Below are 23,425 nucleotides of genomic sequence, written 5' to 3'. Positions count from 1 at the left end.
ACCCGCGCGAGCTGCTGAGGCCAGCTGGCATGCGTGGTCATCGTCCAAGTGCCGGGCCTGTCATGAGAGCGGGCCAGGGGCCGCCGCACCGTGTCCGTGCGTAGCGGTGCAGGTGTGAGGTGACAGTTGAGCGGACGGTGGCGGGGAGGGTTTTGTCGTTGCTCAGCTGCCGGTACCAGTCAGGGGGCTGGGCGGTGGTGCCCGCGAGCATGGAGAAGGCGGTGACGGCCTGCTTGCCGAGGTTCTCCTCGGCCCGGGCGAGGTCGAGCACGAAGTCGTGGCGCGCCCCGGCGGGCAGATGCGCGAGCGTCAGGCCCACGGTTTCCTCGGTGAAGTGGGCGAAGTCGGCGGACACGCCGTTGGGCCGGGAGCCGAGCCGTTGGGCGGCGGTGACGAGCCCGCGGGCGGCCTCTTCCGGGTGGGGCGTGGCGAGGCGGCCCAGGAGGTGCGCTGCGAGCCGGGCCGTGGCCCGGTCGATGGCACTGAGCATGCCGGTGTCCGGGAGGGTCAGGTCGAGCACGGTGTCGACCACGGTGGGGGTGTCCGCCGGGGTGAGGGGGTGACGGTGGGCGAGGAGCGCCGCGAGGGCGTCATGCGGTGCGACCGCGCCGGCCTGCCGGTGCGGCCGGGTCTCGCAGTCGCCTGTCAACTGGTCCAACAGGGCCTTCAGCTGCGGCCAGCGCCAGTCCGGGTGGTGGACGCAAGTATTCACCAGGCGCAGTAGGGCCGGGTAGGTCTGGTCACCGAGGGCGAGCGCGGCGGCGACGGCGTCAGGAGTGGGGGGAGCCCACGACCAGTGGGTGATCAAGGCGTTCCACAGGACGATCTCCTCTGAGGAATCGAGGCGGGTCAGGTGGCGGCGAAGCGGTTCCACGACCTGCGGGGACGGTACGAGGTGCCGTTCGCCCGCCGCGTCGACCAAGGCGCTCAGCTCGGCGGGCGACTTCTTCCCGAGCGCTTCCTCCACCAGCTCAGCAAGGATGTCCTCGGTGAGGTGGGCCAGCACCTTGCGGGCGACGTCCGGTGACCAGCCGGCCTTGTCGCGGGCCGCCTCGGTGGCCTGGATCCAGGCCTTCACGGCGGACATCGCTGGCGCATGGCCGCCCGCGGACGCAGGGCCCACCAGGTTGACCAGACCGGCGCGGGCAAGCCAGAGCTCGGGCCGGCTGTCGTCGGGGAGCAGCTCGGACAGCCGCTCTAGGGGGAGCCCTTTGTCCAAAGCCGTCCTGACCGCCTCCGCCATCAGCGACGCCATAGTGCGGGAGCCGTCCGGCTCCTTGCTCGGGCCGGGAAGTGTTGACAGGGCGGTGCGGCAGGCATCAGCCAGTGCCCTGCGCAGCGGGGTGTCCCTGCCGAGCAGGACCGGGACGAGAACGTGGAGCACCAGGGCCGTCTGCACCCGAGGGGAGCGCACCGACTCCAGCTCGGCGACCGCAGTACAGGCCCGTTCCTCACCCAGGACCGCAGCCAGTCGCGCGGCCCCGTGCAGCCGCGCCCGGCCCGCACCCCGGTCGCCGTCTTCGAGAGCGGCAGCCAGGAGAGCGGCCGCATCCTCTTCCGTGGCCGACTGCACACCCTCCCACAGAATCCCGACGGCCTGCTCGAACTCCGTGACCGTTCCCCGGGTCTTCTCGGGGCGTTCGTTGAGCAGGGTCTCGAACACCCGTAGGGCCTTCTGGCGCCGACTTGCCTGCTGGGCTGGAGGCAGGCGGAGCACACACACCTCGACCTGCTCGACGGCGTCGGCGACGACCTTGTAGGACTCCACCGTGATCAGGACCCGGCACACCTGCGTGACCCATTCCAGGCTTGATTCCGGGGCATGGGGGAACAACGCGGCGAACAGGGCGATCCATTCCAGCTTGTGGGTTTTCAGTTCCGCAGGACCTCGTTCCACCCACCACGCCAGGCGCCGCTGCTCGGCACAGAACCTGACGGTGTCCTCGGGGTGCTGGCTCGCCAGCCGGCCCACCGTCGCGAACAGCACCCGGCGCAGCGCCGGACGCTCCTCCGTCAGCGGCCACACCACCGTCAGGTCCTCGACCCACCGCCCGGACTCCTTATGCACATGACCGGGCAGCCGTTCCAGGAACCGCTGCACCCCCACACGGGAAGCCCGGCGCAATGCTGCGTGCGCCGCCGCGATGTCGTCTTCGGCGGGGCTCCGCATGTCGGCGTACCACTCCAGGGCCCGGTCGGACAGATCCGGATGCTCCAGCAGAGGCCGCAGCAGCACGCTGTCGGTGCCCGGGTCCGCCCGCGGGATGAGCTGCCCGGCGACCGCCGCCAGGACCAGGTCGGTGGGGTGCTCGGTCATCCGGGCGACCAGTTCCTTGCCGCGGCCGGCGTGCCGCAGGTACTCGGCGGCCATGAACTCGAAGAAGGTCTGGTGGAAGAACCGCAGACCGCCGGCCGGCGCGTCCGCCAGTAGGCCCCTGCGTCGCAGCTCGGCCAGCTCCATGTCGATGCGCTCCCGTGGCACGGCAAGAAGCCGTTCCAGGGCGTCACCCGCGTCCCGGGGCCGGTACTCGATGGTGTTCGCGCTCAACAGGTACCGGGCCAGAGCGCGTGCGGTGTCCGACAGGTCCCAGCCCGCCCGCCCCGACTGCTCCGTGTCCCCAGCCCGGGAGTCCTTCAGCACCCGCCGGATCCGGACCTGCTCGAACAGGCCGGCGGCGTCGATTTGGGCCAGCGGCGGATCCGGCGCGTACAGGTCGAACAGCAGACGGAGATAGAGCGGGTTGCCGCACACCTCCCGGACTGGGAGCCCCTGGTAGACCGCGTCCAGGATGTCCGCCTCCAGCCGTCCGGCCGCCGAGGGACCATATCGGGCGGCGGGGCAGAACACGTCGGCGTGCCGCCGCACCGCCTCGCGGCACTCCTCCTCCGTATACAGGCCCAGCGTGATCTGCGGACGGCGGAACGCCACCGCCTCCGCTTCCTCCTCGGCCTCGTCGTCAGTCCCCTCGGGGCGGGGCGGGAACTGCAGCTCGACGGCCTCCTCGGGACGGCAGGTGAGGATCACTGCGATCTTCAGCCGGTCCATGGCCCTCAGCAGATCCTGCACCGCCTCGGTCCCCCGGGGGTGGGCGACCAGCAGGTCCAGGGTGTCGACCAGCACGACCGGTCGGCCCTTCAACTGCTGCGCGCAGCTGACCGCCTTGACCAGATCACCGACGCTCACCCCGGTCTCGCTGCGCGCCTCGGTGAGCCCCTCGATGAGATAGCTCGCCCGTACGAACAGCGGCTGCACGCCCTCCATGTCGGACAGTTGTCCGAACAGGCTCCACAGCAGGGACGTCTTCCCGCACCCTGGCTCGCCGACGACCAGCTGGGCACTGCCCTCCTGCGCCGCGAGCGCCCGCTTCAGGATAGATCCCTCGACCGCCCGCCGTACGTACAGGTCCTCCAGGGCGACGTGGCCCTCGACCTGGGACGCGTCGACGGCGACCACCGAGGCGTCCTGGTACGCGTACTCGCTCAGTTTCTCCAGCCGCTCGAAGTCCTTGTACCCAGCTGTGTGCCAAGCGGCGCTGACCTTCAACAGCTCCTGGGCGGTCCGGTCGAACTCGTCCCGAAGCTCTGCCGGCCACATTGTTCCGGGGCACCGGAACCGGTCCCAGGCCCTGAACTTGCCCACGAACGCGCGCACCGTGTCCGGCTTGGGGATATGGGTGTCTTTCAACCAGTCCGTAATGGTCGGCGGCTTGACGCCGATCAAGGCGGCCATGTCCTTCTGAGGCACCGGACGGCACTTCGCCTGGCGGGGCAGCTCCTTCGTCAGCCGCTTGAACAGCCCACCGAACCCCGTATCCCCCATCCGCTGCCTCTTCCCGCCCACGAGCCCACGCCAGCAGGAGAGTTGTACCGCACAATGCGCCTCACTGCGCCGCCGAAAGCCCCAGCATGGTGGGTGGCGGCCGTCACCGAATCGGGCCGGACACCGAAACTCCCCCGTCTGACCAGCAGCTTCCTTCCGGACCCCGGCACCGAATCACACCGAACGCGCCGACCCCGGCAACCCTCGGAGCCGTCAACCGCAAGGACCCGAGGAGGGGAATCATGTTCCACACCATCACCGCCGCAGCCGCCACCGCGTGTACCCGGCCCGGATTTGCTGACCTCGCGCTGGACTTTCTGCCCTGGGCCCTGATCATCCTGCTCGCGGGCATGTTCATGGGATCCGTCGTCGGATGGATCAGCCGACGGGCCGGGGACAACAGGTGGGAGTCGCTGCGGCACGGACTGACAGCGTGGGTGACCTGCACCGGCCCGCTCCTGGCCGTACTGCTGTGCCTGCTTACCCTCGCCAGCCAGTGCCGATGAACCAGCCCGCGTCAACAGACCCACCAGCAGCAGCGGCACGGCCCGGCGGCCCACGAACCCGCCGGGCCGTTGCAGGCACTTGGGGCCCACACGGGCTCCGCTCTGCGCCGACGGCCAGCGCCTGGCCCGTCGCCCGCGTCGCCGACCAGCGGACGATCCACCGACCTCGAACACCGGTGCGACGGGTGCCCTGAGACGCCCCAACTCGCGCGACCGCGGTGGTCAGCCGCAGCGCCGCATCCTCGCCGCCGGCTACAGCGAAGAGAACAGCACCGTCCACCAGGCCCACGATCTCGCGCGCAGCGACGAGCCCAGCACGACCGAGAACACCACCGCCGCCACGGTCATCGACGACCTGACCCTCTCCGTCGACCCGGTGCGCGAGGCCACGGCGCCGCTGAAGCCGCCCGACAATCAGTCACGAGTGCCGCACCTCACCCAGCTGGACTACGCTGCGCCCTGTCGTAAGGGCGAAGGAAGGTAGGGCTGTGGCCAAGCGGACGAACGGCTCTGAGAAGAACCGCAAGGAGCCGCTGTCCGGCGTCGCGCGCCAGCTGTGGGCGTTCTCTGGCAACGAATGCGCCTGGGGCGACCCGCACTGCTCAACACGGCTGGTCACGGAGGAAGGCGCCTGGGTCGGCAAGATCGCCCACATCATCGGCGCCGAGCCCGGCAGCGCCCGTCACGAAGCATGGGACGGCAAAGACGTCGAACAGCTACGGGACTTCGACAACCTGATGCTCCTGTGCGGGGTGCACCACGACCTCGTCGACAGTAGCGTCACCCGGGACGACTACACCGTCGAGTACCTGCGGGCAGTCAAACAGAAGCACGAGGCCAAGTACCGGTACACGGTCGACGACATCGAGGCCGAGTTCCGCGACACGGTCAACGGCTCCCTGGTCCGGCCCGCCACCACCATGCGCCGCTTCTTCGCCTGGGAGGACGCCAACCAGGACCCGTCGGACGAACAGGACGTCCTCGAGTTGGTCAACCGCTTCGCGGGGCGTGTCGGCGGTCTCACGCGGATGGCCCGCCAGGTGCTCGCCCTCGTGGTGCACGAGGAGACCACGGACTTCGAACTGGTGCTGAGGCGCTTCTCGGCGGACCGTACGACGCTGCTCAGCGTCGTACGCGAACTCCAGAAGGCGGAGATGGTCTACCTCCACGCCGAGGAGTACGACGAGGACCGCGGACAGCTGTCCCTGCTCGGTGGCGCTTTGGAGGGCGTCCCCGAAATGTGGGACGAGCTTCGAGGCTTCTGCCGCGACGAGAAGGTGGACCTGAAGGAGATCCTGGTGGATCTCGACTTCTCCCGCTTGGACTGAGCCGCAGGGGCGCACGACCGGCGTCCGGGAACGGCGGCCCTGGCCGTACTGCGTCCCGTCACGGGGACCGGGGGCTGTCCCGCACACTCCATTCCGGCACGGGCCGGGGCGAGCCTGACGGGTGGCCAGAGAGCCCCTGCACGGATCTCCACCGGCCCGGCGGAGCGCCCTTGACCTCGAACCACGTGGCCTGGTCGGGAAGCCAGAAGTCCGGAAGGTAGACGCCGAGGTGTTTCCCGTCCTCGGGCTGTGGTTCCCGAAGCCACTCTTCCTGCATCTTCTTGAGGCGCTCCGCCGGAAGCGGCGTGAGCTCGAATCCCTGCGGTTCGTACTCCCATTGGACGCCGAGAGCGTCGAAGAAGACAGCCCAGCGGGCTTCGAGGCGGGAACGGAACCTGTGCGCCTTGTAGCGAGTCTCGATCGGCTTGATGCTCATACGCCCCCTACGGTCTTGTGCTGAGCGTTGACGCTACTGCTGGCTCGGCTCTGGTCAACCTTCAGTCCACCTTTTCTCGAGGGCCGGCCTATGGCTGGCGGGCGCAGAGGAGTGGGACGGACCGCACGTCCTGCGATCCGTTCGCGCGTTCGACGAGGACGTTCCGCGATGCGGTCCGGTCGAGGAAATGGCGTTATTGTCATGGCACTTCCTCGGCTGCACCTGATCGAGCAGAGCCGCTGCCGCGGCTCGCTCGTGCGCGTGCACCACGTCGCGCAGGCTCTCGGTCCATGCAGCGTGCCGCTTTTCTCTTGTGGCACGCACCCCGTACTCCCGCATTCCGATCTCCTGCCGGGTCCGGCCCCTCCACGATATCTCTGGCATCTGGAGCCCTCTGCCATGGCCAGGTGCGGGCGGCGGTTTCGGAACCGTCCACAGCCGTGCGGGCCGGTGGTCGGGTATCGGACAGCTTCCGTCGTCTCTTCAGACACGCGGACGGCCTTCTGAACCAGGACCGGCACCTTCTTTTGCCGTGGATGGAGTCGTTCCCGCAGGCAGGCCCGACTCGCGGTAGTTCCTTGTAGCGATGAGCAGGCTCGGCCAGATTGTGGGTATTTTCTGGGCACCAGGGTGGGTATTTTCTGGGTAAGACCTGAGGAGGTCTCATGTCCACCGATACCGAGACTCTGGCGGCCGCGCTACGTCGCCTGTTACGCCGGGGACTGCCGGTCGACCCCGCCGCCGCCGGCAGCGAGCTGCTGGACCTGCCCGGCGTCGTGGCACGGGCCCACGGTTCCAACGACCCGGCCGTGCGCGCCCATGCGCTGGACGGGGTACTGCGCGGACAACTGGCTCGCTTTCCTCACGCTCCTCTCGCGCCGGCCGCCCGGTTGCTGTTCGGCGCCGTTCCCGCCACGGCGGGCCGGACGCTGACGGCCCGCCGGACGGAGGCCGCCCGGGCGGCTGACTACGAGGTGCACCACTTCCGCAAGCACATCGAATCCCGCATCTGCACCCTGCTCGCCGAGCAACTGCTGGCCGACGCCCAGGCGTTCGCGGCCGCCCATGTGGCTGCCCCCCGTCTGTCGCCGCAAGCCGGATCGCTGCGGCTGCCGCCGGACGTGTTCGCCTGGGAGATCGCCGAACACGAGGAAGCACTGTGCGAGGTGTGGTCCCGGCTGTACGCGCTGCGCGCCGCGCTGCTGAGGACGGCGCGCCTGGCCAGTATGGACGCGGCCGTGCCGTCGGCGGTCGCGGACGAGGTGCTGTGGTGCTACGCCGTGCTGCGGGCGGCCGTGCAGCGCTACCGTGCCGCCTATGGGCCTCTGCTGCTGCCCGCGGACACCGCTTCGGTCACGCCGGCCGATCTGGAAAAGCTGGCCGGCCCCCTGCCCGAGCTGTCCCCGACCGATCTGGTGCTGCTGTCCGTCCTTCCCCCCACGGCCGATCCGCAGGCCTTCACCACCCAGCTCAACGAAAGCAGCGGCGGCGCGCAGATCCGCGCCGCCTGGCACCAGGCCCTCACCAAGCAGCTGACCGACACCACCGCAAGGAGAACCGCGTGAGCCATCCGCAACCGCCCCGCCGCTTCGTCATCACCGGCGGCCCCTCCGCCGGGAAGGAAGCGGTCTTCACCGAGCTGCACGAGCGCGGCCTGCCCGCATCCACCGGGGAGATCGCCCGTGAGATCTACCGCAAGCACCGCGACCGGCTCGGACGTCACCTGCAGGTCGGCGACCGCCGCGAGTACTCCCGCGAGGTCCTCGCCGGCTTCATCACCGAGTACTGCGCCCACAAGGCCGGCGACCGGTTCTACAACCGCGGTATCCCCGACGGCTACGGCTGGGACGCCTTCTTCGGCCTGAGCCCTTACCCGGAACTGGAGGAAGCCGCCCGCACCTACCGCTACGACACCGTGTTCGTCCTCGACCCGCTGGACGACTTCACCACCGCCGACGACACGGTCTGGGCCCGCGAACGCGAGATCACCCGCGTCCACCAGCTGATCATCCAGGGCTACTACGACGCCGGCTACCGGCCGATCTTCGTACCCGTCGACTCCGCCGCGGCGCGCGTCGACTTCATCCTCGCCCAGATCTCCGCACCACCCCCCGCACACACCTGACCCACGGGAGAACCGATGACAACGGCGTTACTCGTCTCACCCAACAACGTCACCGCCAACTGCATGGCCCGCGCGGTCGACCTGATCCGCCCCCGGATCCAGGCCACCCGCCCGGAACACGTGATCTTCAACGTCGGAACCCAGATCAACGGCACCCCGCACCTGGGAACCTCCCTCGTGCAGACGGCCGCGTTCCTGCTCGCCCAAGCAGTCAGGCGGGCCTTCGGCATCGACGCCACCGTCCGCTTCGGCGCCCTGGACAACGCCCCCTACGAGATCCGCCTGGACCCCGAAACCCACCACGCCTACCAGACCACCTACTTCCACGCCCTGGGCGCGGACGGCGTCGCCGACATGATCGGCAAGTACTACCACGCCTTCTTCGACAGCCTCGCCGACGCCACCGGCATCGACTACGAGGTACACACCTACACCGACCAGCAGGCCGACCCCGCCTACCGGCTCGGCTTCCTGGCCACCCTGGAACGCCTGGAACAGATCCGCTGGGCGCTGGCCCCCTCCCACGGCATCGTCCACGTCCGACTGCCCTGCCCGACCTGCGGCTGGGCCGAGAAACGCGCCGAGCGCACCCGCCTGGAGATCCACGGCTCCGGCGGCGCCGAGTTCTCCGCCGTCTGCACCGACCACGGCCGCTACACCGTCCTGGTCACCCCCGACCGGCCCGACCCCTACATCGACCTGGCCACCCTCTACCGCAACCTGGTCAAGGAGCGCCTGCCCTCACCGCCGCGCATCCTCAACGTCATGGTCAAGGGCGGCGACTGGGCCTACGGCTGCCAGCTCGTCGACGAAGCCTTCGCCGCCCTGCCCGGCCCACCGGCCCCGCCCCGCATCTTCACCCCGATGGTGCTCACCGACACCGGCGCCAAGCTGTCGAAATCGCTGATCCGCGAGGGCACCGTGCCGCCTCCGCCCGGCGCCCGGCCCTGGATGCTCGATGCCACAGCCTGGGACGGCAGCATCGACGACTACGTCGACGCCATGGTCTGGCTGGTCGGTGATGTCATGCTCGCCGACCCCAAACACTTCTACCGCTCCTACACCACCCAGGAGATCGACCGCCTCATGACCCGCCACACCGCAGCCCCCGCCCAGCCCCGCGCCCGGCACATGAACCTCTACCGGCGCTACTTCGACCTGGTGGCCTCCGGCCGCAAGAAGATCGAGGTCCGTGTCCAGTACGCCAACCTGCGCAACCTCACCGCCGGCCAGCACATCAAGTTCGCCTGCGGCAAGGACGAATGCCTCGTCCGCGTCACCCGCGTCGCCCGCTACTCCTCCTTCGAGGAGATGCTCGACACCGAAGGGCCGGAGAACGTCAACCCCGACAGCCCGCGCGAGCAGCAGCTGACGAACATCCGCCGCATCTACGGCCCGGAGAAGGAAGCCCTGGGCGTCCTCGCCATCGAAATCGAACGCGTCACCAGCTGAACCGCCCACGCAAAGGCGCCCTGTCCCCGGCATTGCAGCTGCCGGGGACAGGGCGCCTCGCATGCTAGCTCTTTGGCCCCTTCGGGGGACAGGTCCCGCCGTGAGCCTGGACCTTCAGGCCCGCGGAGCCTGCCCCACGCCCGACCCCCACCGGTCGGCGTGAGACGTCGAACCTACAGCGCGTTGCGCTCCGCCGTGTTCGGGCTGTTGAGCAGGTCGTTGATGAGTTGTTCGGTTTCTGGTTCGGGGGAGCAGTCCAGGGCCCGGTTGATCTGCTGGATGCGGGAGATCGCCGTGTGCAGCCCCGACCGGTTTCCGGCAGCGGCCTCGAGCCGCAGCCAGTCCCGGTAGATCAGCTCTGCTGTGTCGTCCACCTCCAGCCCGGTCGCCACGGCCTGCCGGGCCGCGTTGAGGTCCTGGTGCGGGCCGGCGGGGGTGCGGTAGACGGCCACGGTGTGGGCGATGTCGATGATCCGGGTGGTCATCTCCTGGGCGAAGGGCTCGGCCCACGGCAGGGGCTTGCCCCCGAACGGCTTGCCGCGCACCAGCGTGAGCGCCTTCTCCAGGTCCGGCAGTCCCGCGGGTCCCAGCGGCAGGGCGCGTTCGACGAGGTAGAGAAAACGGCTCCAGTCGCAGCGCACACCGGGAGAGAGGCGGTAGGGGTCCTCGCCGGTGCTGCGGCGCGGGACGTAGGGCTGGCCATCGGGGTCGTTGCCCAGGCAGCGGCGCAGGCCCTGCAGCCGGGCGTTGAGGGTGCTCGTCGACCACGGACTGATGGGGTCCATGGCCTCGCACAGCACGTCCGCGTGACGGCCGGGCCGGAAGTACAGCAATGTCGCCAGCTGCGCCATCCTCGGGCCATGGCCGCTGCTGTCCACCCCCGTGACCTCGACCGGTCCCAGGATCTGGATCTCCGGGGCGTGCAGGTCGTGCGCGGCACTGGTGCCGGCGTCCGGTGCTTTGCTCTCCGTGCCGGAGTGCTCGTCGTCCGGCACGGCTACTGCTGCCGCGGTCGCCGCCGCGTCCGGGTCCTGCCCGGAATGATCGTCCTGGTTCGAGGACGACTCGTCCGGGAACGGCCTGTCGGTGGTGGGCAGCAGACGCAAGCCGGCCGGGTCGGTGGAAGCGGCGAGCAGGGCGGGAAAGACCTCCTCCCTCACCTTCGCTTCCTGCGGTGAGGCGGCCGGTACGGGTTCGCTCATGGCCGCCGGCTCTTCCGCCGTGGCCGCCGGCTCCTTCGGTGCGGGCGACTCGGGTCGCTGGGCTTCGGGCTCGTCCGGAACCTCCCGCCAGGCCCCTTCGGCCGGGTGGGCCGGCTGCCCCGACACTTTCAGAGCGGTGGTGATCTGCTGGTAGGCGGCGTGTTCCAGACGCTGCACCGTGATCTCGGCACCGAGGACGTCGACGTGCTGCGGCCGGGTGAGCGACGTGTTGAGGATCTCGGCCGTGGGGAAGTGCACGGCGGCCGTGCTCGCCGGGGCGACCAGGGCGACCGGCACCGTGCCGGCCTTGTCGATGACCTCGGCGAACTCCCAGGCCGTATCCGCGTCCAGCGCCGCCGCGCACAGCAGCACATAGGGCTGGTGCCGGGTCTCGGGCATCTGGTGCGCTTCCAGCAGCCGCTCGCTCAGGTCCCGCAGAGCGTGCTGGGGCTGGCGCATGTGGGCGATGCGGGTGGTGGGCAGCAGCTGCGGCAGGTCCTCACCGAACCCGATGACGACGACCTCTGCCTCGGCCGCCCAGGGGCTCATGCCGAGCTCCAACGCCAGCGAGGTGCACACCTCGGTGAGGTGGAGCGGGTTGCCGTCCAGCAGCAGCGCGGGCAGCTGGGCGAGGTTGAGCAGCACAAGGTCGCCGCCCTCGGTGCTGCCGATGGTGACCAGGGCCGGATACGGCGCCGGCACCTCGCGGGCGTCCTGCTCGCCGAGCAGGTCCGCGTCGGCGGGCAGCGTCCACCAGCCACCCTGGCCCGCCACGAAGGGCGCGGGCGGGTCCTGCATGAGGTCCTCGGGCAGCACCTGCAGGGTGCGGGCGCCGATCCGTGCGGCGCGCAGCTGAGGCAGTGTCGCGTCGTCCTCACGCCGGGCCACCTGGTGGGCCAGGGTCCGCAGCGCCAGGTCCAGGCGGGCGGCACCGTCCGGCTCAGCGGCCGCCGCCAGCTTGGCCTCCGCGGTCGACGTCTCCGGGGCGATGGCGATCTTCTCCCCGGGCTTGCGGCGGCGGCGCTGCAGCGTACGGCGCAGGGCCAGCGCACCGGTGATGGCGGCGGCCAGGAGCGCACCGGCACCCAGAACCGTGCGCAGATTCAGGAAGCTGCCGGCCGGGGCCGGCGCGGGGGACTCGGAGGCCGCCGGGGCGGGAGAAGACTCGGCGGAGCCGGACGACCCGGCCGACTCCGACGGCGTGGCGGAAGGTGACGCACTGGAGTCCTGCTCAGGCGTCACCCCCGGTGCTCCCGCATCTCGGCTGGGCTGCTGGCTGGGGGCGGCCGCGGACGCTTCCGGGGCAGGCGTCGCGCTCTGGCCCGGTGCGGACGGCTGCACCTCCCCTTCTGCACGGTCGTCGGGCTGCTGCTCGTCCTCCGGTGCCGGGGTGTCCGCAGGAGCGGAGGGCCGGCCATCTGCCTCGTCGGACGGGGCGCTGTCGCGGCTGTCGGCCGGAGGGGTGTGCCGTTCCTCGTCCGGTGTCTGGGCCTTGGGCACGGTGATCTGCTGCCCGGCGTAGATCACGTCCGGGTCGGTGATGGCGGGCAGGCCGTCCGGCTGCGGCTTGCCTTTGCTGGCATCGAACAGCTCCTGCCACTGGCCGGCGTCGCCGAGTTCCTCCTGAGCGATCTTCGACAGGTAGTCGCCCTCGTGCACCGAGACGACACGCTCGCTCTCATCTGAGGCAGCGGATGCCTGGCCCGCGAGCTGCACGTGAAACCCGCCGGCCGTCGCGGCGGTCTCGGGCATCTGCAGCTGCCAGCCGGGCTGCAGAAAGCTGCTGGACTTGAAAACCTGCCCGCCCGGCATGGTGCGGCCCTCGTTCAGCGCGGCGATCTCCCGCCACCGCTCCCCGTCGCCCAGCTCCCGTTCGGCGATGCTCCACAGGCTCTCACCCGGCCGCACTGTCCGTGACGGGCCCGGCTGAGAGTCGGCCGCTTCCTGTACCTGCTCAGCGGACTGGTCCGCCTGGGCGGGACCAGGCACTTGGGCCGCACTCATGCTGGGGTCGGCCGCCTGGGCGGGAGACGCCAACGCGGAATTCGCGGGCAGCAGGATCAAGATGCCGCCGATCAGAGTGGCCGCCGCGCGCTGTGAGGCGCCCAGACCCCGAGGTGCGTGCCAGGTCCGGCCGCGCAGCTGCGCGACACCCTCTCGCACCGCACAGAAAGCGAACTGTGCCCAGCTGATCCAGCCGATCACGATGAGCAGCATCAGAAAGGCCGCGCCGGTGTCCTGACGATCCAGCAGGTGCGCCAGGTCGTCGCGGCTGGATTCCCAGACGACCGGCGTAGCCCAGGCCAGCAGGAGCGGAAGCCCGCCGACCATACCGAGCAGGACAAGCAGACTCCCCAGGGCCTTGAGCACCCGGCCGAGGGTGCGGCCGGCAGAGAGGGACGCATGGGTGGTGGGCGTGGGCATCAGGGTCCTTCGGGGGTGGTGACGCCGTGCAGCAGCGTCGCTTTGCCGTGGCCGGTCACCGACATGGAGCCGATCCCGACCACGGGCAAGAACTTCGTGTCGTAGCTGTCGGAGACGTGGACGGTGAGCGTCTTGCCGTCGCCGGAGACGCTGACCGTGCCGGTGGCGCCGACGGACCGCAGGTAGGACTGGGCCGCGGCGACGGCGTCCTGCGGCGCGACGATGACGGCCTCGCCGCTGATGGCCTTGGCCGGGTCGATGGCCTGCCCGCCGGCCCGGGCCGCCTCCCCGGCGATGTGATCGGCCCGCTCCAGGGCACGCATCTTGCCGCCTCCGTCGACGGCGACGCCGATGATGCCGATCAGCGCCACCACGCACACCGCCACGAACACGGTGACACCGCCACGGTCGTCGTCGAAGGCGTACCGGTCCCGGTGCAGGCGCAGGCGCTTGCGGAGGTGCTGGACGTTCATCACACCCCCCGCTGCCGGTACTGGTCCACGACCGAGGTCGCGGTCGACGTCAGGGTGCGCGCCCCGGGGGCGCCGGGCAGCAGCAGATCCGCCAGGGTGACCGTGCACGAGATGGTCACCGTGACGGTGCCGACCTGCCCGACCGGCACACTGAGTCCACCGACATCGATGCTGACGCTGCTGGAGGCGCACGTGATGCCCTGATCGTTCAGAGATTCGGCGGCCGCGGCCTGGGCGGCGGCCTGTGCGGAGGCTGCGGTGCGGTGGATGGACGCCTCCCGCGCCGCATCCTCCGCGGCAGCGTCGATCTTCGCGCCGGAGGTGACGACGCGGCCGCCGGCGATCGCCAGGCACACGAACATGATCAGTGGCGGCATGATGATGGCCGCCTCGATGGCGACACTGCCGTCATCGCGGCGTGTCCTTCTGGCCCACCGTGCCAGGCGAGACACGGTCTTCACCCCTCTCCCGGTACGGTCCAGCGCTCCACCGGCCCGGACGCCGACTGCGTGATGGTCAGCCCCGGGATGCCGGGGATCATCGACTGCGCCGTTCCGGATACCTGAATGCGGATGCGTTCGCCGGTGCTGCCAACCGTGACGGCGGGAAACCGCAGGCTGTCTCCGGCCGTGCGGCCCAGCACCTCCCGGGCCCGCGCCGCGCCGTCGGCGGGGGAGGCCTGGTAGGCGCGGGCCGCGGTGACTCCCTCGCGGGCAGCGGTCAGGGCGATCTGCCGCGCGTAGTACCACATGGACGCCTGGATCACTGCGATCGCAGCGAGCAGCACAACCGGGTAGACGATCGCCATCTGGATCGACGCGTCCCCGCGGTCATCGGCCCATCTCCGCCCACGCCACCAAGCCGTAAGGCGAGCGTGGCGACGCATCAGATGCCGCTCAGGTTTCCGTTGTACCTGGCGATCACTGCGGCGATCGTCCCGGCGATCACCAGGGCGCCGGTGACGGCGGCAACCCAGATGATGACGGTGGTGATGCTGATGTCGCCCCGGTCCGGGCGCCGCTGCAGCTCGGCGAGACCCTCCTCCAGCCGTGCGGCCAGCCGGAGCACGGCACGGTAGGAACGGACGGCGGTGTACCTCATGGAAATGCCTCCTTCAGACGGAATGACGGGTGTACCGAGTCGGGTCAGACGGTGAGCATGCGGATCACCGCGGGAAACGCCATCAGCAACATGACCAAGACGGCCAGCAAGGCGCCGGGGGCGGTCATCTTCTCGCTGGCGGCGTTGGCCTCAGCCGCCTGATCGGCCAGCAGCTCAGCGTTCAGTGCGGCAGTGCGGGCCCGCAGGGCCTTGTAGACGGCGGCACCGTCGGTGGCGGAGCCACGCATGATGTCGGCGACGTCGTCCAGGGCGGGCAGGTCGTACTCGGCTGCAAGATCCCTGAGCGCCTCATAGGGAGGGATCTTCTCCAGCCGGGCCCGCCTGAGCGCCCCCTGCAGGTAGAGGAAGGGCCAGCCCCGGCCGACCGCGGCGGCCTTCTCCAGGGCTTCGGTGGGGCCGGCGTCCGCGGCCCGCTTGAGCGCGACCAGGTCCAGGTAGGCGACCAGAGCGTGCGCGAACTCCTCCCGCGCCCGCTTGGCCTGGTCCCGCACCGCCAGGTCCGGGGTGATGAACAGCAGACCGGCGACGGCGAGGCCGACGACGGCCGGCACGTAGAACGGCAGCGAGACACCCGCCACGATCCACGGGATGGTGACCAGCACGGGGCAGAGCAGCCCGAGCGCGGCGAGCGCGGTCTTCTTCAGCATGAACTGGCCCGGGCCCTGGCCGAGCAGGGCCAGGTTCTTGACGGGCACCCGCACGCCGGGCAAGCGCTCGAGGCGGGCCAGCAGCCACCGCCCCCACACCTCGTCCCGGTCCAAATCCTGCTCGGCGGACACAGGCACGCTGCCCGGAGCCGTGCGCTGCAGAGCCGGGGCCAGAGCAGGCTGCGGCCGCAGCATCTCCCGCACCAGCAGAGCAACACCGGCGCCGACCGTCCCACCGGTCAGCACGACAGGCAGAAGATTCACGGGCCGACTCCTTCGTGCTCGCGCTCTACAGCCGGTGCATCGAGATCGGTGGTGTTCACAGCGGGCAGCCGCACCGTGCTGGCCGGATCGAAGGTGAGGAACCGCGGAATGCGGCGGAAGACGCCGAGCTGCCGCATCAGCGCCAACGTGGCCACGAACCCGGCCGTGAGGAACGCGAGGACCAGCTGGCCGAGCAGCGTGGAGTACGGGGCGGTGTAGGAGGGGACGAAGAACCCGGCCACCACGATGCCCACGGTGATGATGGTCATCCACCGCACCGTGGTCCGCGGCTTGGCGCGGTCCGCCTCGATGCTGCGCTTCTTGGCGACTTCGTCGCGGACGGTGCCCGCCAGGTCCTCCAGCGCCTGAGCCAGGCCCGGCCCGCGGTCATTGACCGACAGGATCAGCGCGGCCACCACCTTGTCGCCGGTGACGTCGCCGAGTTCGTCACCGAAGACCCGCAGAGCGTCCTCGGGGCGCCAGCCCAGCCGCAGCCGGTCGGACAGATTGACGATCTGGGCGGCGAGTTCGTCCGGGGCGCTCTGACGGCTGGTGATCATCGCCTGTTCCAGGCCCATGCCCAGACGTAGCAACCCGGCCAGCCGCCCGGTCCACTCACTGAGCGCTTCCAGCTGGCCGATGCGCTCCGCCGCGATCTGCCCCGGGGTGACCAGCCACGGCACACCGATCACCGCAGCCCCCAGCAGGACTCCCGCGACGAAGTTCCCCGACATCAGCCACACGGCAACGAACACGCCGGACGCGGCGACGGACAGGGCCCGCCGACGCGTCCGGACATCCTCCGCCTGGTCCGCACCGCGCCGGGCCAGCGCCCGCTGCCACCAGGGGGCCCGGCGCGGCGCCGCCGACCCCACGATCCCGGCGACGACACCGATCAGCCCGCCGACGACGGCCATGCCGCTGAGCAGCCCCCACAACAGGATCACCGGGCGCCTCCGACCTTCAGCGGCAGCGGCGCCGGCCAGGCCCCGTAGGGCTGCTGCAGCAGACTGGAGTTGAAACCGACGCGGCGCAGGTCGTCGATGCAACCCGGGTCCATCCGCGGCACCGCCCGCAGCTCACCGAACTCGAGGCCGGGCGAAAACACCTCGTTGGTGGCGGGACGCCCGGACTCCCCGATCCCGGTCAGCTCCAAGACATGGGAGACGTAGCGGTGGCGGCGGCCGCCGATCTGCGTCTCGTCCGTCATGTCGACGTACACGATGAAGTCCAGGCCGTTGGCGGTCTGCCGGTAGGCGAGCTGCTCGGACAGATTGCCCTGCGCCAGCGCGTACAGCTCCGCGATCCGGTCGAAGATGATGTCCGGGCGCCGGGCATGGATCGTGCACAGGTTGCCGCCGGCCCCGTTGGTCAGCGCCTGCATCATCGCCACGACCTCCGGGCCGCGGACCTCACCGACCACGATCCGCTCCAGCGACATCCGCAGCGCCGGATGCATCAGATCCAGCAGCGTCACCTCACCTGCGCCGCGCCCGGACGCGTCCTTCTCGCCGTTGGACTCCCGCCCGATCAGCGAGACGACCTGCCGGTGGTAGCCGTTGGCGTGGCAGAACAGCTCGTCCTCGGTCTGGATCGTGGCGAATCGGCACTCCGGGTCGAACTCGCGCAGCATCGCCCGCAGCAGCGTCGTCTTGCCGGCCTTCTGCTTCCCCGCGATCATGATGTTCTTCTCCGCGCGCACACACGCGCCGAGGAACTCACGCAGGATCGGGTCGATCGTGCCCAGCCGGACCAGGTCGTCCAGGTCGGCGTGGGAGACGCGGTGCCGGCGGATGACCGCATACGTCATCGGCCCGAGCCCCGTGATGGCCTGCAGCCGGGACCCGTCCTGCAACGACAGCGCCAGCGTGGGGTTCGCGGTGGAGATGGTCCGCTCCTGGTGCCCGGACCCCCGGGCCAGCTCCCGCAACAGCTCCAGCAGCTCCTCTTCCGAATCCGCGACCGGCCCGACCATGCGGCGTTCCCCGTCGCCGTAGTCCAGCCACACCTCGTGCGGACCCTGGATGATGATGTCCTCAACCCGCTCATCGTCCAGATACGGCTGCAGCCGCCCCGCCCGGTACAGCAGGTCATAGACGGCACGACGCAGCGCCTCGTCTTCCTGCGGACTCATCGCCGCGGCATCCGACCACACCGCGACAGCCTCAGTGATCCAGTCCAAGCAGCGCTGCTCCTCGCTGGCCCGGTCCATGTCGGGGGCCGTCTTCAGGAGCTCCTCGCGCTGCTTGGCGACCTGCGAGGCGATGTGCCGGGCGACCTTGTAGTCCACCGTCACCTGAGGCGCCACGCCGAGCACCCCGGTGCCCGCGGCAGACCCGGCCGGCGCGTCCTCCGCCTGCCGGGGTGAAGTCCTTTCGGGACGGCCGGGCGGCGGCACCACAGTCGGGTCGGCGTGCAGAGGCCTACCGCGCACGGGACACCACCTCACCCCTCACCGGCCCGCTGGGCGGACCAAGACGGGCACGACGCGCGGCCACCCGCTGTACCAGCAGGGTGCTCGTCGTTCGGGCAGCCCTCATCAGCGCGGATTTGGTGAAGTGGCGGGGCTGGTCGGCCCCGTCAGAAAGCACACGTGCGTCCTTCGGCGCGTACGGCAGGGTGGCCACTACCGGCGCCTGCAGCACTCGCTGCACCTCACCCGCAGGGTAGGGCCCTTCATTGATCATGAGCAGGCCGACATGGCCGACGCGTTCCTCGAGCGCGGCCACCCGGCTCTGCGCGGCCTGCAGACACCGCAAGGTGTTGCGGACCACGACCAGCACGGCATCGGCCTGCTCGGCCAGGACACCGGAGGGACCGACGGCTCCACGGCGGCCGAGATCAACCAGGACGTCGTGGCCGTGGTCGGCGTCGATGCCGCGGAACATCACGGCCAGACCTTTCCAGACCGAACTGAGACTCGCCGCCTGGGCGGGATCGGTAATCCCGGGCAGCAGCAGCCGGTCGCGCGGCGACTCGCCCTTGCCGTCCTCGCTGCTCAGGTCGATCAACTGCCGCCAGAACGCCTCACCGAACTCGCCCTTGCGGGCCGCGACCGACAGGTTCCGCAACCCGTACCGGTCCCCGAGTGTGCCCTGCAGCAGACCGTGCAGGATCGCGCCCCCGTCGGGGTCGCACTCGGCCAGGATCATCCGCCGGCCCGGCTCCAGCGGCCACGACAGCAGCAAGGCGAGAGCGCTGGTGGTCACACCGGGCGCACCGCTGCACCCGGTCAGCGCGATGACTGCCATCAGCGGCCCTCCGGGGCATCGAGGACCAGCCGCACCGCACCGGTCGACACCCACGCCGCCGCGGTGGGGCCGTCCTTCGCGGACGTGGCCACGTCGACGACCACCACCCCGGTACCCGGAGCGGCCTTCGACGCCTTCACCACCCGACCCGCAATGGTCTTGGACGCGCCGTCATCGGCTGCCTCCTCTGCATCGGTGACCGCCGCGCCCTGGGCCGGCACCTGCACCAGCTGGACCGTCTGCCCCGGCACTAGAGCAGTCGCCGGGACCTGTTCGGGCTTCAGGCCGATCGGCACCAGCTGCTCACCCGGCTTCACCAGCGAGTCCTTCGTCACCTGCGACGGTGACAGCAGCGAGCCCGGCTTCAGCTCCACTGCGGCCCGCTTGCCCACGACCGACTTCAGGTCATCGGCGCGTACGGCCTTGACCGCCGGGTCCAAGGCGACGGACGCCTTGCCCAGGTCCTGCTCGGTGAGGACCTGACCGACCTGGACGTCGCGCACCACGGTCACCACCGGCGTGCGGTCCCCGACCTGCAGGAGCAGCACAGCGACACCAGCGCCACCAGCTGCGATCAACGCCAGCGACAGAGCGATCACGCCGGGCCGGCGCCGACGGGCGGATACCCGAGGCGGCGCCACCGGGCCCGCCATCGGCTGCTGCGCAGACACCCCGTTCGTGGCGGGTGTGCCAGTACGTTCTTTGGTCTTGCTCAACGCCATGTCCTTTCAGCGGCTCGGCGACTACCTGACGACCTGCACTTCACCGATGGCCACCTGCACATCCGATTGCCGGATCTCTGTGAGCTGGCCGGCTGCTCCGCCGCCCTGCCAGTCGATCGTCCATGTCGAGGTCGCGGTGACCGCGTACCTCCCGCCCGGTGCGCCGGCTGACGTCGTGGAGTAGACGTGGCCGCAGGTCGGCGACTCCGCCATGCCTGCCGAGCCGTTGTAGGGCGTGCCGGGGCCGGTGCACGTCACCGTGGAGCCGTCCCCCATCCGCCAGTCGATCTTCGACACCTTGGCGATGGCCGTGACCGTCACACCGCCTGCTGACGCCGACGCCGTGTTGGGCCCGTAGGTCGTCGCGCTCTGGTTGACCCACAGCCACATCGGTACGCCGACCACGTATTTGCCTGTCGGCCGGGGGCTGGCGATGTCGGGGCCGAGCAGTGTCATCTTGTCCACGGCTTGCTGGGCGAGAACGGCCGGGTCGACGGCGGCTTCTTCGCCGGGCGGCTCGGCGAGCCACACCATGCGGACGATGGTGTTGCCGCTGTCATTCCATCTGCAGGTCTCTTCATAGACCGCGCCGTCGCCGGGTTCGTGCCCTTTCCATTCCAAACTGCCGGCAGGCGGTTGCGGATCTGCCAGCTTGTAGGTGCAGTTGGTCAGGTCGGTGTCCTTGCCACCGCCTGCCCCGCCTCCTGCGCTCCCGCCGCCACCGCCCGCTCCGGTGCCACTGCCACCGCTGCCTTGGCCGCCGGCCTGGCCGGGAACATTCACCTCGACCTGGCAGGTGTACATCCCGCATTTGGTGTTGCCGCTGCCCTTTGGTCCTTCATCGGCGACCGCGACCGCCGGCATGGACAAAGCTGTGAGAAGGCACGTCGCCACGGTGGTAATCCGACGGGTCAGCATGGTTTGCCCTGGGGGTCATCACGAATGACACGCCAGCCCTCGGGCCACTTCTCGAGCGTGCTGACGATCAGGTACTTGGTCAGCCGGTTACTGGGAAGGGTGACCGGCTTCTCGGTGTCGGCATCGACGGTCTGCCACCGGGAGATGTCCAGGCAGCTGGAGACGGTGGCGTTCGGGATCTTTCCCTTGGCGTCGTACTTGGTGACGACCGGGTCGGTGACGCGGACGTCACCGATGTTGATGAGCCCACGCTCATGGGTGCGCTTGGCGTCAGCTGTAGCGTTCTTCAAAGCGGCCAAGGCGGCGTACTTCTTGAGGTCCGCACCAGCACCGCTCCGGTCGGCGTACAGCTTCTCCATCTCCTGCCAGTAGCCCTGGTAGGTGGCGATCGCTTCCTTCTTCGCGGCCTCTGCCGGGTCTACGGAGACGGTCGGTGACGGCGTCGGCGCGGACGAGGTCTCAACTGGCGCCTTACCGTTGTTGTCAGACGAGCACGCGGACAAGGCGAGTACGGCGCTCAGCGCGACGGATGCGGCGGCCCAATTCCGCAAGCGAACGGCGGCGGGCTGCGACGAGCGTGGTTGGGTGCGTGTCACGTTCTCTCCCCGTATGGCGCGGTGTAACGGTCGCCAGCGCGCGGCCATCAAGATCCGCGACTCGATCCAGCTGCGGTGATGCGTTTGCGTGATCGCAAGATTACGCATATGCCAGTCAACTTCCCAACACGGTATGTGAGTTCACTCGTGCATCTCGGGACGGATGCGGTCACATTCGGAACCGGATGTCGATTTGTAGTTGTGTGCACTCGGTGGTTTGCGGCCGTGCACGAGCTGGGCCGCAGTCCTCACGCGCCCGGAGATGGCGCCCGGTCACGCGAAGGAGATCTCCACGCGCCGGTTCTCCCTGCGTCCGGCCTCCGTGGCGTTGGACGCGACCGGACGCCGTTCCCCGAAGCCATGTGCCTCGAAGGTGACCGCTTCGGAACGGAGATCGTTGGCCAGGACATCCCGCACGGCGCCGGCCCGCTGAGTCGACAGGATGTCGCCGTGCGCGGAAGAGCCGAGGTTGTCCGTGAAGCCGGCGACGCGGACTCGGGTTGCCGCCCGCCGCTCGATTTCCCGGGCGATCGCGGCGATGCGGGACCTTGCCGAATCGCTCAGCCGCCCGCTGTCCTTGGCGAACAGCACCTCGGCCTGCAACCCGTAGGTCACCTCCGTGTTCGTGTCCGTGCGGCGCTCGGCGCCCTCACGGTTCCCGACCACCCGGCTGATGCCAACGGGATCCGATCCAAGGTCCAGGATTTTCGGAGGAGCGAGAGTCGCGCCGCTGCGCAGCGCGAGGCCGGAGCCGTCCCCGTACGGGCTGGCGGCCGCGTTCTGCACGCCGGTACCCGTGCACAACGTCAGCGTTAAGGCGGTGAGGACGGGGAGCTGGACTGTGAAGCGGGATCGGGACGAGCGCATGGTACTCACCTCATCCGGAGATCTTGATGGTGGCGGTGTCGAACAGCGGCAGCTGGAGGCCGACCGTGGTCGTGCCCGCAGGAGGCGCTGGAAACTGCATGAAGACGCGCGCTCTTTCCCTGGCCTTGAGCGTGGAGAGGCCGGTCGTGGTGAGGGGGTGTCCGTCCGTGTCGCGCAGCACGTAATAGCGCTTGTCTCGTACGAAGTCCACGACGGTTGCCCCGGCCAGCGAGGGGCCGGTCCGCAGGACCTGGAGTTCGTTGCCCCGCAGCGCTGCCGGCACGACGGCTGCTTCGGCTCGGCCGTTGGTCAGGTCACCGCGGATGGTGAGGTGGCCGGCCGGGTCCCGCTCGGCGGAGGTGATGGTGAGGGTCAGCCCGTTTGGACCCTGAAGTTCCGCCAGGGGTGTCCCCGTCTGCAGCTGCTCACGCGATGCGGAACCGCTGCCTGATCCCGGCGCGGCCGGCAACGCATGGTTCTGCTCCGGGCCGCCAGCCGAGCAGGCGGTGATGCCCAGAGCCAGGCCTAAGGCGATCGCCAGCCCGCTGAGGTGCGCGCTGAACGTTGTGGTGCGCCGACCAGTCATGGAGCTGTTTCCTCTCGGTGATCGTTTACGGAGAGCTGGGGGGAGGCGGAGTGCGGCTACTCCTCCTGCCGAGGCGACGGCCACACCGTGATCACATCGCCGTCGAGGGTGACGTACCGCCCCGGGAAGAGGCCGCGCACCCTGCTCAGGTCGCCTACACCGAAGTCACTGCTTCCTTGGACCACGCAGGCGTCCCCGATGTACGAGACGACCTGCGTCCGGTCTGGCCATCTGTGATCAGGAATCGTTTCATGAATGCGAAGAGCATCGATGGCTTGCGGCATCTGCTGTTCCTAACTCCCCTGCCTGGTAAGCGGTATGAAGCAAGATTCTTGATGTGCAGAAGTAAACTAGCTATTCGCTTCAGTGAATCTCAAGTGGTGTCAGTGGTAGTTGCAAGGCTGTGACATATAGCCGTGGGGGAAGATCGCCGCTGACCGAATGCGGTCAGGAGCGAACGCGGCATCCAGTGAGCGTTTTCAGCGCTGCCGCTCCAGGGTGAGGATGGCGGCGGTGATTGACGACAGGCGGTTGGGGCTGCAACGGGCTCTGCGCAAGATGCGCCAGGACTTCAGCCTCGCGACGCTTCGTTGGCGTTCGCAGATCCGGATGATGCGGTGGGTGCGGGCCGCGGTCAGGTCGTGGGTGCGGCCGGGCAGAGCGAGCGAGATCCACAGCAGGTTGCC

22 protein-coding genes and 1 pseudogene are annotated in these 23,425 nt (G+C 69.7%); 6 read left to right on the top strand and 17 right to left on the bottom strand.

Annotated features, from left to right (window positions below; all coding sequences use genetic code 11):
• Window positions 1-37: 37 nt before the first annotated feature.
• On the bottom strand, window positions 38-3,820 hold the full coding sequence (locus FHS37_RS36355) for an NACHT domain-containing protein (protein ID WP_184829225.1): 3,783 nt from the start codon (window positions 3,818-3,820) through the stop codon (window positions 38-40).
• 242 nt (window positions 3,821-4,062) lie between these two features.
• Between FHS37_RS36355 and FHS37_RS36350 the strand changes: the two genes are divergently transcribed.
• From FHS37_RS36350 to FHS37_RS36340, 3 genes are all read left to right on the top strand, one after another.
• Complete coding sequence (locus FHS37_RS36350) at window positions 4,063-4,326, top strand: hypothetical protein (protein ID WP_184829223.1); 264 nt, start codon at window positions 4,063-4,065, stop codon at window positions 4,324-4,326.
• A 79-nt stretch (window positions 4,327-4,405) separates the two neighbouring features.
• Window positions 4,406-4,810: a hypothetical protein gene (locus tag FHS37_RS36345; RefSeq protein WP_184829221.1), complete on the top strand. Its 405-nt coding sequence runs from the start codon at window positions 4,406-4,408 to the stop codon at window positions 4,808-4,810.
• A gap of 4 nt (window positions 4,811-4,814) precedes the next feature.
• Window positions 4,815-5,654: a hypothetical protein gene (locus tag FHS37_RS36340; protein ID WP_184829220.1), complete on the top strand. Its 840-nt coding sequence runs from the start codon at window positions 4,815-4,817 to the stop codon at window positions 5,652-5,654.
• A 58-nt stretch (window positions 5,655-5,712) separates the two neighbouring features.
• Here the strand turns inward: FHS37_RS36340 and FHS37_RS36335 are convergent, their stop codons facing one another.
• On the bottom strand, window positions 5,713-6,090 hold the full coding sequence (locus tag FHS37_RS36335; RefSeq protein ID WP_184829308.1) for a PDDEXK family nuclease: 378 nt from the start codon (window positions 6,088-6,090) through the stop codon (window positions 5,713-5,715).
• A 665-nt stretch (window positions 6,091-6,755) separates the two neighbouring features.
• Here FHS37_RS36335 and FHS37_RS36330 point away from each other — a divergent pair.
• From FHS37_RS36330 to FHS37_RS40310, 3 genes are read left to right on the top strand one after another with little or no spacing between them, the layout of a single operon-like run.
• Window positions 6,756-7,655, top strand: a complete 900-nt coding sequence (locus FHS37_RS36330; protein ID WP_184829218.1) for a hypothetical protein — start codon at window positions 6,756-6,758, stop codon at window positions 7,653-7,655.
• On the top strand, window positions 7,652-8,215 hold the full coding sequence (locus tag FHS37_RS36325) for an AAA family ATPase (RefSeq protein WP_184829216.1): 564 nt from the start codon (window positions 7,652-7,654) through the stop codon (window positions 8,213-8,215). Before FHS37_RS36330 ends, FHS37_RS36325 begins: the two co-directional genes overlap by 4 nt.
• A gap of 15 nt (window positions 8,216-8,230) precedes the next feature.
• Window positions 8,231-9,667 carry an ASCH domain-containing protein gene (locus FHS37_RS40310; protein WP_308439508.1) on the top strand — a complete coding sequence of 479 codons (1,437 nt, stop codon included), beginning with the start codon at window positions 8,231-8,233 and terminating at the stop codon, window positions 9,665-9,667.
• 173 nt (window positions 9,668-9,840) lie between these two features.
• On the opposite strand, the gene FHS37_RS36315 is transcribed toward FHS37_RS40310, so the two are convergent.
• From FHS37_RS36315 to FHS37_RS36245, 15 genes and pseudogenes are all read right to left on the bottom strand, one after another.
• Entirely contained in the window at window positions 9,841-13,293 is a 3,453-nt protein-coding gene (locus FHS37_RS36315; RefSeq protein WP_184829214.1) for a LysM peptidoglycan-binding domain-containing protein, read from the bottom strand.
• Window positions 13,293-13,766 (bottom strand): pilus assembly protein TadG-related protein, encoded by a 474-nt coding sequence (locus FHS37_RS36310; RefSeq protein ID WP_184829212.1) that lies wholly within the window; start codon window positions 13,764-13,766, stop codon window positions 13,293-13,295. Before FHS37_RS36310 ends, FHS37_RS36315 begins: the two co-directional genes overlap by 1 nt.
• A complete protein-coding gene (locus FHS37_RS36305; protein ID WP_375372340.1) occupies window positions 13,766-14,227 on the bottom strand; it encodes a TadE/TadG family type IV pilus assembly protein in 462 nt (153 codons plus the stop codon). Before FHS37_RS36305 ends, FHS37_RS36310 begins: the two co-directional genes overlap by 1 nt.
• Window positions 14,224-14,652 carry a TadE/TadG family type IV pilus assembly protein gene (locus tag FHS37_RS36300; RefSeq protein WP_184829210.1) on the bottom strand — a complete coding sequence of 143 codons (429 nt, stop codon included), beginning with the start codon at window positions 14,650-14,652 and terminating at the stop codon, window positions 14,224-14,226. Before FHS37_RS36300 ends, FHS37_RS36305 begins: the two co-directional genes overlap by 4 nt.
• On the bottom strand, window positions 14,652-14,867 hold the full coding sequence (locus tag FHS37_RS36295) for a hypothetical protein (protein ID WP_184829208.1): 216 nt from the start codon (window positions 14,865-14,867) through the stop codon (window positions 14,652-14,654). The genes FHS37_RS36300 and FHS37_RS36295 overlap by 1 nt, the downstream gene beginning before the upstream one ends.
• A 44-nt stretch (window positions 14,868-14,911) precedes the next feature.
• The gene (locus FHS37_RS36290; protein ID WP_184829206.1) at window positions 14,912-15,799 is read right to left on the bottom strand and encodes a type II secretion system F family protein; all 888 of its coding nucleotides are present in this window, start codon (window positions 15,797-15,799) and stop codon (window positions 14,912-14,914) included.
• Window positions 15,796-16,746 (bottom strand): type II secretion system F family protein, encoded by a 951-nt coding sequence (locus tag FHS37_RS36285; protein WP_184829204.1) that lies wholly within the window; start codon window positions 16,744-16,746, stop codon window positions 15,796-15,798. The genes FHS37_RS36290 and FHS37_RS36285 overlap by 4 nt, the downstream gene beginning before the upstream one ends.
• Complete coding sequence (locus FHS37_RS36280) at window positions 16,743-18,116, bottom strand: TadA family conjugal transfer-associated ATPase (protein ID WP_229890113.1); 1,374 nt, start codon at window positions 18,114-18,116, stop codon at window positions 16,743-16,745. The genes FHS37_RS36285 and FHS37_RS36280 overlap by 4 nt, the downstream gene beginning before the upstream one ends.
• 106 nt (window positions 18,117-18,222) lie before the next feature.
• Window positions 18,223-19,050 (bottom strand): CpaE/TadZ family protein, encoded by an 828-nt coding sequence (locus FHS37_RS36275; RefSeq protein WP_184829200.1) that lies wholly within the window; start codon window positions 19,048-19,050, stop codon window positions 18,223-18,225.
• Window positions 19,050-19,766 (bottom strand): SAF domain-containing protein, encoded by a 717-nt coding sequence (locus FHS37_RS36270; protein WP_229890114.1) that lies wholly within the window; start codon window positions 19,764-19,766, stop codon window positions 19,050-19,052. Before FHS37_RS36270 ends, FHS37_RS36275 begins: the two co-directional genes overlap by 1 nt.
• 27 nt (window positions 19,767-19,793) lie before the next feature.
• Complete coding sequence (locus FHS37_RS36265; RefSeq protein WP_229890110.1) at window positions 19,794-20,636, bottom strand: ATP/GTP-binding protein; 843 nt, start codon at window positions 20,634-20,636, stop codon at window positions 19,794-19,796.
• A 47-nt stretch (window positions 20,637-20,683) separates the two neighbouring features.
• Window positions 20,684-21,286, bottom strand: coding sequence for a hypothetical protein (locus tag FHS37_RS40305; protein WP_229890111.1), 603 nt, complete (start codon window positions 21,284-21,286; stop codon window positions 20,684-20,686).
• Between the two features lie 273 nt (window positions 21,287-21,559).
• On the bottom strand, window positions 21,560-22,153 hold the full coding sequence (locus FHS37_RS36255) for an OmpA family protein (RefSeq protein WP_184829194.1): 594 nt from the start codon (window positions 22,151-22,153) through the stop codon (window positions 21,560-21,562).
• Window positions 22,154-22,163: 10 nt separating this feature from the next.
• Complete coding sequence (locus FHS37_RS36250; RefSeq protein WP_184829192.1) at window positions 22,164-22,739, bottom strand: hypothetical protein; 576 nt, start codon at window positions 22,737-22,739, stop codon at window positions 22,164-22,166.
• Between the two features lie 479 nt (window positions 22,740-23,218).
• Window positions 23,219-23,425: pseudogene (locus FHS37_RS36245) on the bottom strand (IS5/IS1182 family transposase); the annotation flags it as partial.

The organism is Streptomyces griseomycini (assembly GCF_014203535.1).
GTDB classification, from domain to species: Bacteria; Actinomycetota; Actinomycetes; order Streptomycetales; family Streptomycetaceae; genus Streptomyces; species Streptomyces griseomycini.
Note: the sequence above shows the minus strand (reverse complement) of the source record. Positions and strands in the feature narration are given on the sequence as shown.